The organism is Pseudomonas oligotrophica (assembly GCF_021726475.1).
GTDB classification, from domain to species: domain Bacteria; phylum Pseudomonadota; class Gammaproteobacteria; order Pseudomonadales; family Pseudomonadaceae; genus Stutzerimonas; species Stutzerimonas oligotrophica.
In genome coordinates, this window is record NZ_JAKJRU010000005.1 from 59,758 (window position 1) to 75,138 (window position 15,381).

A 15,381-nucleotide genomic window follows, 5' to 3' on the forward strand; every position below is an offset into this window, starting at 1 on the left:
GGGTGGGCTTCTCAGTCCTCGGCCCAGTTGCGGGTGCGCTCGACCGCCTTCTGCCAGCCGCGATAGAGCGCTTCGCGCTGTTCGCTTCCGCACGCCGGTTCGAACACGCGCTCGATGCTGCTCTTGCTGCGCAGTTCGTCGAGGTCACTCCAGAAACCGGTCGCCAGCCCGGCCAGGTAGGCCGCACCAAGGGCGGTGGTTTCCTTCATCTGCGGGCGTTCGACCTGGGTGCCGAGCAGGTCGGCCTGGAACTGCATGAGGAAGTTGTTGGCCACGGCGCCGCCATCCACGCGCAGGGCGCGCAGGCGCTCGCCGGCATCCTGCTGCATGGCGTCGAGCACGTCGCGGGTCTGGTAGGCGATGGATTCCAGCGCAGCACGGATCAGATGATCGACCTTGACCCCGCGGGTCAGGCCGAACAGTGCGCCGCGGGCACGCGGGTCCCAATAGGGCGCGCCAAGGCCGGTGAACGCCGGCACCAGGTAGATGCCGTTGCTGTCCGGCACCTTGGTGGCGAAGTACTCCGAATCCAGTGACTCGTTGAGTACCTTCAGCTCGTCACGCAGCCACTGCACGGTGGAGCCGCCATTGAAGATGGCGCCTTCCAGCGCGTAATTCACTTCGCCCCGCGGACCGCAGGCGATGGTGGTCAGCAGGCCGTGCTCGGACTGCACCGCCTTGGTCCCGGTATTCATCAGCAGGAAGCAGCCGGTGCCGTAGGTGTTCTTGGCCTGGCCCGGTTCGACGCACATCTGGCCGAACAGCGCGGCCTGCTGGTCGCCGGCAATGCCCGCGATGGGAATGCCGGTGCTCTGGCCCGAGCCGATGTAGGCGTGCCCGTAGATCTCCGAGGAGGAACGCACCTCCGGCAGCATCTCGCGGGGAATGTCCAGCGCTTCGAGCATCACCGGGTCCCAGTCCAGCTTGTGGATATCGAACAGCAGCGTGCGCGACGCGTTGGTGTAGTCGGTGACGTGGGCCTTGCCCTGGGTCATCTTCCAGATCAGCCAGCAGTCGACGGTGCCGAACAGCAGTTCGCCGCGGCGGGCGCGCTCGCGGCTGCCTTCGACGTGGTCGAGGATCCACTTGATCTTGGTGCCGGAGAAGTAGGGGTCGATCACCAGGCCGGTGGTCTTGCGGATGTGATCGTTCATGCCGTCGCGCTTGAGCTGGTCGCAGATCGGCGTGCTCTGGCGGCTCTGCCAGACGATGGCGTTGTAGATCGGCCGGCCGGTAATTTTGTCCCAGACGATGGCGGTCTCGCGCTGGTTGGTGATGCCGATGGCCGCCACCTGCTCGTTGCTGATGCCGGCCTGGGCCAAGGCTTCGACGAACACGCCGCTCTGGGTTGCCCAGATTTCCATGGGGTCATGCTCGACCCAGCTCGGCTGCGGGTAGATTTGCGCGAACTCGCGCTGGGCGATGGTCACCACGTTGGCGTTGCGGTCCAGCACGATGGCGCGCGAGCTGGTTGTGCCCTGGTCGAGGGCGACGACGAATTGCTTGTTCTGGTTGCTCATGGCGACGTTTCCTTAGCGAACTTTGCTGATATCGGGCTGGGCGGAGCCCATTTCGGCAGAGACCTTTTCCTTGGGTTTCGGTGCATCGCAGGCGGCCGACCCCACGCCGGGCAGGTGCCGGCAGATCAGCGCCTTGTAGCCGGCAGCGCCGAGGCAGGCGCCGAGAATCGGCGCGAACAGCGGCACCAGGAAATACGGGATGGTGCGCCCGCCGGTGAAGGCGACGTCGCCCCAGCCGGCCAGGAAGGTCATCAGCTTGGGTCCCAGATCCCGTGCCGGATTCATCGCGAAGCCGGTCAGCGGGCCCATCGAACCGCCGATCACGGCGATCAGCAGGCCGATCAGCAAAGGTGCGAGCGGGCCGCTGGGCAGGCCGTTGCCGTCGTCGGTGATGGCCATGATCATCGCCAGCAGGATTGCGGTGATCACCACCTCCACCAGGAACGCCTGGCCGAACGACAGCGAGGCATGCGGATAGGTGGAGAACACCGAAGCCAGCTCAAGGCTTTCGAGGCTGCCGCGGACCATGTGGTTCGCCTGCTCGAAATCGATGAACAGGCTGCTGTACAGCCCGTAGACCAACGCCGCGGCGCAGAAGGCACCGGCCAGCTGCGCCAGGATGTAGGCCGGCACGCGGTGCCGCTCGAAAGTGCCGAACAGCCAAAGGGCGATGGTGACGGCCGGATTGAGGTGGGCGCCGGAGACGCCGGCGGCAAGGTACACCGCCATCGACACGCCGATACCCCAGATGATGCTGATTTCCCAGAGCCCGAGGTTGGCACCGCCGAGCTTGAGCGCGGCGACGCAGCCGGTGCCGAAGAAGATGAGCAGGGCGGTGCCGAGAAATTCGGCGATGCATTGTCCCTTGAGCGTCGGGACCGTGGAGATTGTCATGCGAAGAGCCTCGTTCGTTTTTCTTGTTTTATTCCGAGCACTGCATGGGTTCGGAATTGTTCGGAAACGAAAAGCTAGAGCCAAATATCGCGGCTGTCAAAGTAAAAAATCGAACATTTTCCAGGCGGTCAGGTGGAACCAAATGACGGGTGCGCTGTCGTGCAGGCGCGCGGTGGGTGTGGGCTGCGCCTGGGGCGGTGCGGTTCAGCGCCGGCGCCGCCAGAGCTGCCAGCCCAGACGCAGGTCGTCGAGCATCGGCACGGTGGCCAGCGCCAGCAGCAGCGCGGCCAGCGGCACGCTGAAGAGGAAGCCGATCAGCTTGAAGCCCAGCGCGCCGGTCACGCCGCCGGCGAAGAAGCAGGCCACCAGCAGCGCGTTGATCAGCAGGCGCTCGCGATTGGCGCGCACCCTGGGCAGGTCTTCGCGCCGCGAGCGGTTGACGTAGAGCAGCTTGCCCAGCTCGATGCCGATGTCGGTGACCATGCCGGTGACGTGGGTGGTGCGCACCTCGGCGTTGGAGAGCTTGGTCACCATGGCGTTCTGCAGGCCCATCATGAAGCTCAGCAGCATCACCGTCAGCGGCACGAAGAAGCCCGGCACCTCCATCAGCCGCGCGCCGAGCACGCCGAAGCCCAGCAGCAGCCAGGCCTCGACCGCCAGCGGTGCGGCATAGACGCTGTGCAGGCGGCGTCGGCGGGCGTAGTTGATCATCAGCGTTGAGCACATGGCGCCGAGCACGAAGGAGAGCAGGGCGCCGAGGCCGGCGAGCACCAGCCGGTAGTCGCCCAGGGCCAGCGAGTCGGCCATCGACGAGACGATCCCGGTCATGTGCGAGGTGTACTGCTGCACCGCCATGAAGCCGCCGGCGTTGGCGGCGCCGGCGACGAAGGCCAGGCACAGGCCCAGCTGGCGATTGCTCTGCCGCGAACGGCGGCGATCGGTAAGGCGGCGGGCGTAGTTGATCGGCAAGGGCTGCTCCGCGACGGATGGCTGCAGAGGGCGCCGAGTATACGCCTGTGCTCAGCGGCCGGAGCGCTGGCCCTGGCGCACCGGGCCGCCGGAGCGTCGCCCGCCGTGCCGCGGCCGCCGTTGGCGCGACAGCTCGCGGGTGATCGCCTGGTTCAGCAGGCTGCGCTGCTCCTCGCCCTGCTCGGCCTGCGGGAAGCGGTCGGGCAGGCTGCGCGCCAGGTGCAGGTAGGTCTCGATCACGTGCAGCGAGCTCTCCAGCGAGCTCAGGTCGTTGCGCAGCAGCAGGCGCGGCAGGTCCACCGTACGGCCGTCGGCGACGCGCTTGAGCCACTGCTGGGCGGCGTGCGCGGCGGGGCCTTCGAGCCCGCCGCGGATCGGCGTGCAGGCGAAGATCCAGCGCAGCCAGAGCGGGATCTGCGGGTCGTCGATCAGGCCGATCCACTCGGCCAGCTCGTCCGGCAGCACCGAGACGAATTCGGCGCCGTAGTTGATGTTGCGGTTGAAGGTCAGCCAGGCGCGCAGCAGCGACGGCTCGTTCATCAGCTCGGAAATCGCCGCGAGGTGCTCGATGGACGGGCGCACCTGGAACTGGGTCAGGCTCACCGGGCGGTCAGGGCTGTGGAACAGTTCGCGGATGGCGCGCAGGGTCTGCGGGTCGAGGGCGGTGATGGTGCCCTCGTCGTGATGGCCGAAACGGCCGGCGCGGCCGCCGATCTGCTTGACCTCCTGGACGTTGAGCTGGCGGCTCTGCACGCCATCGAACTTCTCGTCGGTGTAGAAGCACAGGGTGTGCGCCGGCAGGTTCAGGCCCATGCCCACCGCATCGGTGGCGACCATCAGGTCCGCCTCGCCCTCGCGGAAGCGCCGCGCCTGCTCGCGACGCACCTCTGGCGACAGCGCGCCGTAGACCACCGAGACGCGCTTGCCGGTGGTCTCGAGCATGCCCTTGAGCTCGAGCACCGTCTTGCGGCTGAAGGCCACCAGCATCGAGCCCGGCTCGAGGCCGTTGAGCGTGGTGGCCCGGCGTGCCACTTCCACCGGCGACAGGCGTCGGGTGCGCTCGATTTTCAGCTGATCGCCACACAGCTCGCAGAGCGTGCGCAGCGACGGCTCGATCAGCGCCGGGCCGGTCATCAGCAGGCGCGGCGTGTAGGCGCTGACCAGCGCATCGACCCAGGCCCAGCCGCGCTGGCCGTCGGCGAGCATCTGCACTTCGTCGACCACCACCACGTCCCAGTGCTGGCTGCGAAAACGGGCGAATTCCTCCACCGTGCAGCAGAAGTGGGTCGCGCCCTCGCGGATGATCTGCTCCTCGCCGGTGACCAGCGAACAGGGCACGCCCATGGCCTCCAGGCGTTCCTGGTTCTCCAGCGCCATCAGCCGCAGCGGCGAGAGGTAGATGCCGTGCTTGACCGCCGTCATCGCCTCGATCGAGCGATGGGTCTTGCCGCTGTTGGTCGGGCCCAGGTAGGCGACCCACTGGCGGGTCAGCCGGCGCGCCGGGTACAGCTCGTGGTAGTGGGCGAAGCGCGGGTCGTTCTCCAGCAGCACGGCGAAGGCCATGCGCTCGGCATGCTCGCGGCGGGCGAGGGTGATGGCGCGGCGCAGCTTGCGCGGCTCGAGCTGGAACAGCTCGACCAGCCGCTTGTGGCCGAGCTGCTGGAGGTCGAAGTCGCCGGCGTGCTCGAGCATCAGGGCGAACTTTTCCTCCAGCGCCAGGCGGTCCTCGGCCTTGTGGCGGCGCACCTCGTCGTCGCTGAGCAGGTGCTCGTGCTTCGGCACGCGGCGCTGGATCTCCAGGTGCAGGTCGCCGTGGCGCAGCTCGACCAGGTAGCGCAGCTCGTGGCGGGTCTCGTTGAGGATGTCGATGGCGCGGGCGAGAAAGTCGTCGAGCTGGCCGATCTCCGGGCGGATGCGCGCCAGCACCCGCTGGCGCTCGTCGGCGCTCATCGCGGCGAAGGGCCGTTCGAGGATGGCCAGGCGCTCGCGTACGTGGGCTTCGACGGCCTGCCGGGCCGCCGGCTCGAAGGCCGCGCAGCGCGGACTGTCGGCCAGGCGCATGGCCCATTCCTGCGCCAGCAGGTCCTGCGCCCGGGCCAGGCAGAAGTCCTTCGGCGTGCCGAACAGGTCGACCTCGCAGCACCAGGCCTCCTGGCCGCGCCCGAGCACGCGTTCGATCAGCCCGTGCGGCGGCGGCTGGTCCAGCAGCTCGTCGACGGCGGCGGCCTGCAGGCCGAGCCAGAAGGCGCGCGCGGCGCGGCCGAGCCCGGGGATGCGGTAGCCGATGTAGGGGGTGAACCACTCCTGCTGGTGGTGGCGCTTGGCGACGAAGTCCGGATGCCGCGCCTCGGCCCAGGCGATGAAGCGGCGCAGGCGCTCCAGCCGGGTTTCCTTGTACTGCCTGCCCTCGGCCTTGGCCATGATCGATGTCCCCTGAGCGGATGGTGCGGGTGCCGTTCGCCTGCGCTGCCCGCCTGTAGTGGCCATTCTAAAGCGCCTGCGGCAGATCGTGCGCGGCGCGGCCGCCCCTGCTCATTGGGTGCGCGCGGCGGTGGTTGGTTCAGCGTCGTGCGGGGCGCCAGCCCGGGGGCGGGCACGGAACTCGCGGGCAGTTGATGCCCTCCACCGTCCATGCCTATTGAGCGCTGGCCAAACCGGCCGCGTGCCCGAACGAACGGAGCTCCCGCATGAACGCAGTGCCGCCGCCTTACCGATGCACCCCGGACGAGGAACCGGACATCACCCAGACCGATGCCGGCGAATCGGAGCCCGGCGAGGACCCGGATTTCGACGAGGCCGGCGAGGGCGTGCCCGACGCCCCGCGGGACGCGCCGGGCTGAGGGTCAGCGGCGAATGGTCCTGAGCAGGTCCTCGGGGCTGATCTGGCCGACCACGCCGGCGGTCGACCCCGGTTGCGGCAGGCCGAGGATGTGGCCCTTGATCTTGCCGACCACGTGCATCTCGCAGGGCTTGCAGTCGAACTTCAGCGTCAGCACCTCGTCGCCGTGGACCAGTTGCATCGGCGCCACCTTGGTGCGCACGCCGGTGACGCCCTTGGCCTGCTTCGGGCAGAGGTTGAAGGAGAAGCGCAGGCAGTGCTTGGTGATCATCACCGGCACCTCGCCGGTCTCCTCGTGGGCCTCGTAGGCCGCGTCGATCAGCTGCACGCCATGGCGGTGGTAGAACTCACGTGCCTTGTGGTTGTAGACGTTGGCCAGGAACGACAGGTGCGCCTCGGGGTAGACCGGCGGCGGCACGCTCTCGGCCTTGCGCATGGCGCGCGGGCGCAGGGCGGCACGGGCCTCGTCGAGCGTTTCGATGGCTTCGCGGCGCAGTGCCTTGAGCTGGGAATTGGGGATGAAGAACAGCTCCGGTGCGTCCAGTTCGACCGACTCGGCATGGTAGAGCGTGGTGCCGAGCTGGCTGAGCAGGTCCTGCAGGCCGGCGCGCGCCTGCTCGGGCTTGTTCGCCGGGCTGAAGGGGCCGTCCAGGCGAACCGAGGCGACCGCGCCTTCCTCGCTGGTGGCGGTCAGCTGCAGGCCGTCGCGGCGCAGGCTGGCCTGCCAGGCGAGGCCGATGCGGCGCTCGGCCGAGGGCCGGAGCAGCGCCTGCTGCCAGTTGTGGTCCAGGTTGCGGTTCAGCGGGTGATGCGGGCGCAGGCGCTGCAGGCCTTCAGGCAGCCCGTCGTTCGGCTCGACCCGGTAATGCAGCCAGCGCTCGCCGTCTTCTTCCTGCTCGCCGCGCGGTTCCACCACGCTGGCGCGAAAGCCGAGCACCTCGCGCTTGACCAGCACGTTGAGGCCGTCGCCGTTGGACAGCGGCTCGCGGGTGCGCACCTGGAGGTCGCGCTTGCCGACCTTGAGTACCTCGCCGACCGGCAGCCCGGTGAAGGTCGGCGAGTCGAAGGCGCCGATGTCGACCTTGCGCTCGGTGACGAAGTAATCGGTGCTGCCACGGTGGAAGGTGCGCTCCGGGTCCGGCACGAAGAAGTGCTCGGTACGGCCGCTGGAGGCGCGGGCCAGGTCCGGGCGCTCGGCGAGGATGTCGTCCAGGCGCTGGCGGTAGTAGGCGGTGATGTTCTTGACGTAGCTGACATCCTTGTAGCGTCCCTCGATCTTGAACGAGCGTACGCCGGCGTCGACCAGCTGGCGCAGGTTGGCGCTCTGGTTGTTGTCCTTCATCGACAAGAGGTGCTTCTCGAAGGCGACCACGCGGCCCTGGTCGTCCTTGAGCGTGTAGGGCAGGCGGCAGGCCTGCGAGCAGTCGCCGCGGTTGGCGCTGCGCCCGGTCTGCGCGTGGGAAATATTGCACTGGCCGGAGAAGGCCACGCAGAGCGCGCCATGGATGAAGAACTCGATGGTCGCGTCGGTGGCATCGCTGATGGCGCGGATTTCCTGCAGGTTCAGCTCGCGCGCCAGTACCAGCTGGGAGAAACCGGCCTGGTCGAGGAACCTGGCTCGCTCCAGGGTGCGGATGTCGGTCTGGGTGCTGGCGTGCAGCTCGATCGGCGGGATGTCCAGCTCCATCACTCCCATGTCCTGCACGATCAGCGCATCGACGCCGGCGTCGTAGAGTTGCTGGATCAGCACGCGCGCCGCTTCCAGCTCGTCGTCGTGGAGGATGGTGTTGAGGGTGACGAACACCCGCACATGGAAGCGATGGGCGAAGGCCACCAGCTCGGCGATCTCCGCCACGCTGTTCTCGGCGTTGTGCCGGGCGCCGAAGCTCGGCCCGCCGATGTACACCGCATCGGCCCCGTGCAGGATGGCCTCGCGGGCGATGGCGACATCGCGGGCCGGGGCGAGCAGTTCGAGGTGGTGCTTGGGCAGGGACATGGGCGCAGACCGGTCGGGGCGAAAACCGCGCATTGTAATGGCTTGGCGGCTTTTTGCAGCGACCGTTCATGCCCGGCGGCGATTGCCCCGCCGGGGCGCCTCAGGCCAGCGCGCCGAGCCCGGCCAGCAGCGTGCCGAGCAGCGGCAGCAGCAGGGCCAGGCGCGGACGGTAGGGCAGCAGCAGCACCAGGACCAGGCCGGTCAGCGAGAGCATGCCGAACCAGGCGACCGCGGCCATGGCCGGCGGCCATAGCGTGCCGGCGACCCAGCCGGCGAGGGCGAGCAGCAGCACGCCGGCCGGGGCACAGGCCCGCCGCGCCGCCGGTGGCAGGCGGGGGCTGGCGAGCTGTTTCCAGTGGCGCTCCATGTCCAGGCAAAGGCCGAGCATGCCGGCGTAGGCCAGGCTCAGGGCGAGCAGCAGGGCGGCGGCATTCATGGGATGGCTCCTGCGCAACGCGGGCGCGGCCGCGGTTGCGCGGCGGCAGCGGGGATCCTCCAGGCCGCCCAGCCGAGCAGCAGGCCGATGGCCAGGGCGCCCAGGTCGACACCCAGGCGCTGGCCATCCAGCGCGCCGCCGGTGGCCAGGTCGAGCAGCGGCAGGCCGAGGCAGAGCAGCGCGGCGCCGGCCAGCTGCTCGCGCCAGGCCGGCATCGGCGCGCGCACGGCGGCATGCAGGAAGCACAGCAGCCAGGCGCCGAAGAACGCGACGGTCTCCCAGCCGCCGCGCCGGTCCAGCTCGACGGGCAGCAGGCGGTTGGCCCACAGCAGGGCGACGCAGGCCAGGCCGAGGCCCGCCACGCTGGCGACGTTCAGCCGCTCGACCAGCTCGAGCCAGCGGCGCGGGGCCTTGGCCTGCTTGCGCAGCTTGACGGTATAGAGCACCAGCCCGCTGGCGATCATCGCGCAGCCGCCGAGCCCGCAGAAGAAGTACAGCCAGCGCATCGGATAGCCGCCGAACTGGGCGAAGTGCAGGCCGGCCAGCACCCGCTGGCTGAGCAGGCTGGTGCGCGTCGGCACCGGTGTTTGCAGCAGCTGGCCGCTGACGCCATCGAATACCAGGGCCTCGCCCTTGGTCAGTTCGATGCGGCTGCCGAGTCGCGGCTGAACGATGACGCGGGCGTCGGCCCGGCCGGGATGGTTCACCCTGAGCCCGGCGAGCATGCCCGGCCCGTAGTGCGCCTCGCCGCGCCTGACGAAGTCGGCCAGCGGCAGCAATGGCGCCGGCGCTGCCGATTGGCCTGGGCCGCGCGCCGGCTCGCTGGCCTGCATCGGCGGCGCGCCGTCGCGCAGCAGGGCGTCGCGGTCGCCGCCGTAGAAGGCATCCAGCGCCGCGGGCATGTAGATGACGAAGAAGATCACCAGGCCGGTGTAGGCGATCATCAGGTGGAATGGCAGCAGCAGCACGCCGCTGGCGTTGTGTGCGTCGAGCCAGGAGCGCTGGCCCTTGGCCGGGCGGAAGGTGAAGAACTCCTTGAAGATCTTCTTGTGGATGACGATGCCGCTGACCAGCGCCACCAGCATGGCCATGCCGGCCAGGCCCACCACCCAGATGCCGAGGTTGCGCGGCAGGTGCAGGGTGAAGTGGAAGCGGAAGAAGAAGTTGCCGCCGACGGTCTTGCGCGGTTCGAGGGGCTCGCCGCTGGCCGGGTCGATCAGGGTGCTGCCGTCGCGGCGCGGATCGCCGGCGGTCACGCCGAGCAGCGGTGCGCGCTCGCCGGGCAGCTCGATGTTCCAGCTCCCGGCGTCGGCATGCCGCGCCTGCAGCCAGCGCTGGGCGGCGGCGGCCGCGGCGGCATCGCCGGCGGGGCGCTCGATCTCCGGCTGCATCCACCAGCCGAGTTCCTTGTCGAACACCGCCAGGCTGCCGGTGAGGAAGATGGCGTACAGCGCCCAGCCGAGCAGCAGGCCGGCCCAGGTGTGCAGCCAGGACATCGATTGCGTGAAGGTGCGCGGCTTCATCCGAGGCGCTCCAGCAGGTTTGGCCAGAAGCCGAGCAGCGCCAGCGTCGGCGTCGCCACGGCGATCACCAGCGCCAGTCGGCGCAGCGGGACGCCGGCGAAGCTCCAGAGGATGAAGCCCAGGTAGAAGACGAAGGACAGCAGGGTGGCGACGATCACTGCGTCGACGCGCGGCAGCGGCAGCACCCGGGCCAGGGCCGCGGTGAAGGCATAGGTCAGCGCGTAGCCGCCGAGGATCGCCAGGGCGGTGCGCAGGGAAATCTCCAGCCAGGGGCGGCTGGGAAGGGAGAGTCGGGTCACGGCTTCAGGGGTCCGTCGCAATGGCTGTTGGTCACGAAGAAGGCCCGGCCGGGACGCGCCCGGCCTGCGGCTCAGAAGTCGACACTGACGCCCACCACCAGGCGGCGGCCGTCGAGCACCACTTCGTAGTCCTCGTTGGTGACTTCCTTGTTGGCCAGATTGTACAGCCCGGCCTTGAGGTCGACGTTGCGGGTGAGCCGGTAGACGCCACCGATGTCGACGAAACCATAGCCGGGCGTGCCCTCGGACATGCTCGTCCGGCTGATGTAGTCCGATGTCGCGCTGCGATAGTTCCCCTGCAGCCAGGCCGAGAGCCGCTCGTTCACCTGCCAGTCGAGCAGCGCGTTGGCCATGTGCCGCGGTTGCTTGTTCAGCGGCTCGCCCTTGAATTCGCCGGACTTCTGCTCGGACTCGGTATAGGTGTAGCTGGAGGTCAGCCGCAGCGCCGGCAGGATGTCGTATTCGAGCGTCCACTCCAGGCCGCGGACGACGGCCTCATCGATGTTCTGCCGGGTGCTGAGGAAGTACCAGCGCTCGCCGCCGTAGCTGCACGACCAGGCCGCGTAGTTGTTGCGGTTGGCCGTGCCGCTGGCGTCGGTGGAGCAGAAGCGGTCCTCGGCGATCTTGTCCTGGTAGAGGGTGTGGAACAGCATCAGGCTGGTGCTCAGGCCCGCCGCCGGGTCGCTGTAGTTGAAACCGAACTCGTAGTTGGTGCTGGTCTCGGGCTTGAGCTCGGGGTTGCCGATGCTGATGGCCCGGGCATGCGGCGCGACGGACTGCCAGCCGCCACCGCCGGTGGTGCCACCGAAACCCTCCGTGGCGTCGGTCAGCGACGGTTGCTTGTAGCCGGTGGACACGCCGCCCTTGAGGGTCAGTTCCGGGCTCAGGCTGTAGAGCGCATAGAGGCGCGGGGAAACCTGGCCGCCGAAGAACTCGTCGTCGTCGTAGCGCGCGCCGGTGGTTACCCGCAGGTCGTCGGTGAGGCCCCAGTCGATCTCGCCGTAGACCGCGGCGATCCAGCGGTCCATCTCGCCGACGGCCTCGGGCAGCAGGCTCAGCAGGCCGTTGTCCTCGCGCGTCAGCTGTTCTTTCTTGTAGCGGCCGCCGAGGGTGAAGACATGGTCGCCGAGGAAGTAGCTGGCCTGGGTGTTGAACGTGACGACTTCCTCCTGCTTGGTCAGCTCCTGCACGCGCTCGGAGACGTCCTTCTGCAGGTAGCTGCTGAGCTGCAGGTTGTCGTAGTGGCCGTCGTGGCTGAGGACCAGCACGTCCTTGTCGTATTCGGTGCTGCTCGCGACCGCGCCGGTGCCGGCGGCGATGCTTCTGCCCGGATGCGCGCTTTCGTCCAGGCGCGCGGCCTGGTAGCCGAGGGCGAAGCGGTTGCGCGAATCGGGGGTGAAGTAGAGCTCGGCGCCGCCCTGCCGGCGCCTGCCGTCCGGCGTGCTCGCCGCGCTGTCGTCGCCGCCGGCGAAGTCGGCTTCCTCGGTGCGGCTGAAGGCGCCGTCCAGGCGCAGGCCGAGCAGGCCCGGCAGCAGCGCGCCGGAGAGGTACAGGCTGGTGTAGTGTTCGTCGTTCTGCAGGTCGTTGAGCGAGCGGCTGTATTCGCTGGACACCGTGCCATGCCAGTCGTCGCTGCCCTTGCGGGTGATGATGTTGATCACCCCGCCCATGGCTTCGGAGCCATACAGCGAGGACATCGGCCCGCGGATGACCTCGATCCGCTCGATCGCCGACAGCGGTGGCAGGCCGATCTGCTTGCCGCCGTCGCTGCCGTTGGTGTTCACCGAGCGTCCCGCCGAGAGCGGCCGGCCGTCGACGAGGTAGAGCGTATAGCCGGCGGTCATGCCGCGGATGCTGATGTCCTGCATCTGGCCGCCGCCGGTGACATAGACGCCGGGGATATTCTTCACGGCGTCGACGATGCTGCCGTAGGCCTGCTTCTGCAGCTGCTCGCGGGTGATCACCGAGATGCTCGCCGGGGCCTTGGCGATGTTCTGTTCGTAGCCGGCGGCACTGACCACCGTGGTCGGTTGCAGCTCGAGTGCTTCGTCGGCCTGTGCCGCCGTGCAGATTGCCAGGGTGATCGCGCCTGCCAGGCGACGCCGTGTGAAAGTGGCCATTTACCGCAGTCTCCGTGAAAGCATCCATTCCCCGGGCGCCCTGTGCGCCGGTCGGTCGGGCTGGCGTGTAGCCAGGCCCTGATGGCAGCAAATGCTAGTCATTCTCATGTGTGAGTAAAGCGCATTTACAATCTATACAGCTGGCAGCAGCAGGTTTACCCGCAGCCCGGGATGGCGGTTCTCCGCCCAGATACGCCCGCCCTGCAGGCTGACCATGCCGCGGGCGATGGCCAGGCCGAGGCCGAAACCGTCGCCGCCGGGGCGCGCCGTGCTCAGCCGGGTGAACGGGCGGAACATGCGTTCGAGCTGCTGTTCGGCGACGCCCGGGCCCTGGTCGTCGATGCTCAGCCGCCATTGCCGGCCTTCGCGGCGCGCACTCAGGCAGACGCAGCCTTCGGCGGGGGAGTGGCGGATGGCGTTGCGCAGCACGTTCTCCATGGCCTGGGCCAGCGCATTGAGGTTGCCGGAGACCCGGCAGTCCGGCGGGATGTCGCTGCGGATGCGCTCGCGCGGCCAGCCGGCTTCAAAGCAGGCGTCCTCGCCGAGCATGTGCCACAGCGTCTGCACGTCCACCGGCTCGCAGGCGAGCGTGGACTGCTCGCTGTCCAGCCAGGCCAGCGCCAGGGTGTCGTCCACCAGGCGCTGCATGCCGGTGATCTCGCGTTCGACCCGTTCGCGCAGCTCGTCCGGGGGCAGCGCGCTCTCGCAGGCCACGCGCAGCCGGCTCAGCGGGGTGCGCAACTCGTGGGAAAGGTCGCGCAGCAACTGCTGCTGCTGGGCGATGGAATCGCGCAGCCGGCGTGTGAGGTAGTCGATGGCGCGGCCGAGGTCGCCCAGCTCGTCCTTGCGCGCGCTGAGTTGCAGCGGTGCCGGCGGGTCGAGGCGGTTGCCGTGCAAGGCGTTGGCCTGCCGGCGCAGGCGCTCGAGCGGTGTGATCAGCTGGCGGTACAGCAGCCAGCAGAACAGCACCGAGAGCAGCACCGGCGGCAGGTAGACCGTGGCGAACACCAGCAGCGCCTGGTGACGCCAGGGCCGCAGGCGTTCCGGCAGCTGCATGACCAGCTGCCGCTCGCCGTTCGGCAGCGGGATCACCACCATCGGCCGCGCACCGGCACGCCGGCTCATGGGGCTGTCGTAGGGGCGGGCGAAGCGCAGCAGGCGCCGGGCGTCGGCATCGGGCGCCTGCCCCGGCAGCGGTTGCAGATGGCGGTCGACCACCAGCACCAGGCCGGCCTCGCGCCGTTGCAGGTGCCCGAGCCACTCGACCAGCGCCGGCTGCCCCGCGGCGAGGGCCTGGCCGGCCTCGGCGGCATAGGCGTCCAGCTCGGCCAGCGCCGCGCCGGAAAGGAACGAGTTGCGGTAGCTGACCTCGCGGTCGATGTGGTCGCTGGCCCAGATCATCGCCAGGCAGAAGGCGGCGACCGGCAGCGCCAGGCGCCAGAACACGGAATGGCGGTTGGGCATCAGTCGGCGAGCCCTTCGAGCAGGTAGCCCTTGCCCCAGACCGACTCCAGCCGCAGCTGGCCGACCTGCTGCCGGGCCAGTTTGCGGCGGAGGTTGCAGATGTGCATGTCCAGGCTGCGGTCGTGCTGCGAATGACCGCGCCGCAGCACCTGCTGGTAGAGGAAGGGTTTGCTCAGCACCTCGCCGCGCGCTTCGTGCAGCACCTTGAGCAGGCGGTATTCGGTGGCGGTCAGGCCGAGCCAGCGGCCGTCGTGCTGCAGGTCGCTGCGTTGCTCGTCGAAGTGCAGGGCGCCGTGCACCTGGTTCGCTGCCGGCCGCCGTTCGTAGGCGACGCGCCGAAGGATCGCGGCAATCCGCACCTCGAGTTCGGCGATGCTGAACGGCTTGGGCAGGTAGTCGTCGGCGCCGCTGTCGAAGCCCTGGATGCGATGGGCCTCGTCGCCCAGGGCGGAGATCATCAGCACCGGCGTGCGGCGTCGGCCGCGCAGGCGCCGCAGCAACTCCATGCCGTCGAGCCCGGGCAAGAGCACGTCGAGCAGGATCAGGTCGAACGGCTCCCGTTCGGCCAGCGCCAGGCCGCCGTTGCCGTCGTCGGCCAGGGTCACGCGAAAGCCGCGCGCCTCGAGCGAGCACTTCAGGTGGGTACCCAGGATAGGGTCGTCTTCGATGGCAAGGAGCTGCCGCTGGGCTGGGGAGTGCATGGGCCGACCTGGCACAAATAGGAATTATTATAATTTGCAGGTCGGTGCAAACGGCAAGCACCAAGGCGCCCGGCTCAGGCGTCGCGCAACAGGTCGTGGGCGTCGAGCAGGCGCCAGGCGATCTCCGGGTGGCGTTGCAGCGCGCGGCGGATCGCGGCCGGCAGGTTGCGCCGGGTCTTGCGGCACAGGCCGGGCTGGTCGGCGAAGTCCACGGCGATGCCGCGCATGCTGCGCACTTCGCTCGCGCCCGGCGCCAGGCTCATGCGGATGCCGAGCTGGTCGAACATGCGCTGCTGCAGGTGCTCCAGCTCGGCCAGGCTGGCGACCGCCTCCAGGCGTTCGGCCAGGCGTTTCTCCTCGTGCAGGGTCAGGCGCAGGATGCGCAGGTCCGCGCCAGGCGTGGCAAGCAGCTGGTCGCGCCGGCAGGTGCAGGTGCCGGGAGGGCAAGACTGGCGGAGGGCGGGAGCGTCGGGCATGCGCGGATCATAGCCAGGCGCGGGCAAAAAAAACCCGGTTTTCGTGAAACCGGGCCAAGACCATTAGGAGTTCGAGAACGCAGTCCTCGCGATCTCGACTGGCCAGGCAGTGGGGGGAATGCCTCGCCAGTGGTTCAAGTATTA

13 protein-coding genes are annotated in these 15,381 nt (G+C 69.0%); 1 reads left to right on the plus strand and 12 read right to left on the minus strand.

The genetic code is table 11. The features are described from left to right. Window positions 1-11 precede the first annotated feature (11 nt). The 4 genes from glpK to L3N39_RS11565 form a co-directional block, all read right to left on the minus strand. Complete coding sequence (gene glpK, locus L3N39_RS11550; RefSeq protein WP_237257487.1) at window positions 12-1,520, minus strand: glycerol kinase GlpK; 1,509 nt, start codon at window positions 1,518-1,520, stop codon at window positions 12-14. Window positions 1,521-1,532: 12 nt separating this feature from the next. Next, the gene (locus L3N39_RS11555) at window positions 1,533-2,414 is read right to left on the minus strand and encodes an MIP/aquaporin family protein (RefSeq protein ID WP_237257488.1); all 882 of its coding nucleotides are present in this window, start codon (window positions 2,412-2,414) and stop codon (window positions 1,533-1,535) included. A 204-nt stretch (window positions 2,415-2,618) separates the two neighbouring features. Continuing rightward, window positions 2,619-3,383: a YoaK family protein gene (locus L3N39_RS11560; protein ID WP_237257489.1), complete on the minus strand. Its 765-nt coding sequence runs from the start codon at window positions 3,381-3,383 to the stop codon at window positions 2,619-2,621. A gap of 51 nt (window positions 3,384-3,434) precedes the next feature. After that, the gene (locus L3N39_RS11565) at window positions 3,435-5,804 is read right to left on the minus strand and encodes a helicase-related protein (RefSeq protein ID WP_237257490.1); all 2,370 of its coding nucleotides are present in this window, start codon (window positions 5,802-5,804) and stop codon (window positions 3,435-3,437) included. A 266-nt stretch (window positions 5,805-6,070) separates the two neighbouring features. On the opposite strand from L3N39_RS11565, the gene L3N39_RS11570 reads away from it, so the two are divergent. Further along, window positions 6,071-6,223, plus strand: a complete 153-nt coding sequence (locus tag L3N39_RS11570) for a hypothetical protein (protein WP_237257491.1) — start codon at window positions 6,071-6,073, stop codon at window positions 6,221-6,223. Between the two features lie 3 nt (window positions 6,224-6,226). Here the strand turns inward: L3N39_RS11570 and L3N39_RS11575 are convergent, their stop codons facing one another. From L3N39_RS11575 to L3N39_RS11610, 8 genes are all read right to left on the minus strand, one after another. After that, entirely contained in the window at window positions 6,227-8,218 is a 1,992-nt protein-coding gene (locus L3N39_RS11575; RefSeq protein WP_237257492.1) for a peptidase U32 family protein, read from the minus strand. Between the two features lie 100 nt (window positions 8,219-8,318). Beyond that, window positions 8,319-8,654: a DUF3325 domain-containing protein gene (locus tag L3N39_RS11580; protein ID WP_237257493.1), complete on the minus strand. Its 336-nt coding sequence runs from the start codon at window positions 8,652-8,654 to the stop codon at window positions 8,319-8,321. Beyond that, the gene (locus L3N39_RS11585) at window positions 8,651-10,177 is read right to left on the minus strand and encodes a PepSY-associated TM helix domain-containing protein (RefSeq protein WP_237257494.1); all 1,527 of its coding nucleotides are present in this window, start codon (window positions 10,175-10,177) and stop codon (window positions 8,651-8,653) included. Before L3N39_RS11585 ends, L3N39_RS11580 begins: the two co-directional genes overlap by 4 nt. Further along, the gene (locus L3N39_RS11590) at window positions 10,174-10,476 is read right to left on the minus strand and encodes an iron transporter (RefSeq protein WP_237257495.1); all 303 of its coding nucleotides are present in this window, start codon (window positions 10,474-10,476) and stop codon (window positions 10,174-10,176) included. Before L3N39_RS11590 ends, L3N39_RS11585 begins: the two co-directional genes overlap by 4 nt. A gap of 71 nt (window positions 10,477-10,547) precedes the next feature. Then, window positions 10,548-12,596, minus strand: coding sequence for a TonB-dependent receptor domain-containing protein (locus tag L3N39_RS11595; RefSeq protein WP_237257496.1), 2,049 nt, complete (start codon window positions 12,594-12,596; stop codon window positions 10,548-10,550). 132 nt (window positions 12,597-12,728) lie between these two features. Continuing rightward, window positions 12,729-14,060, minus strand: coding sequence for a sensor histidine kinase (locus L3N39_RS11600; RefSeq protein ID WP_237257497.1), 1,332 nt, complete (start codon window positions 14,058-14,060; stop codon window positions 12,729-12,731). After that, on the minus strand, window positions 14,060-14,761 hold the full coding sequence (locus L3N39_RS11605; protein ID WP_237257498.1) for a response regulator transcription factor: 702 nt from the start codon (window positions 14,759-14,761) through the stop codon (window positions 14,060-14,062). Before L3N39_RS11605 ends, L3N39_RS11600 begins: the two co-directional genes overlap by 1 nt. 74 nt (window positions 14,762-14,835) lie before the next feature. Further along, complete coding sequence (locus L3N39_RS11610) at window positions 14,836-15,237, minus strand: hypothetical protein (RefSeq protein WP_237257499.1); 402 nt, start codon at window positions 15,235-15,237, stop codon at window positions 14,836-14,838. Window positions 15,238-15,381 lie beyond the last annotated feature (144 nt).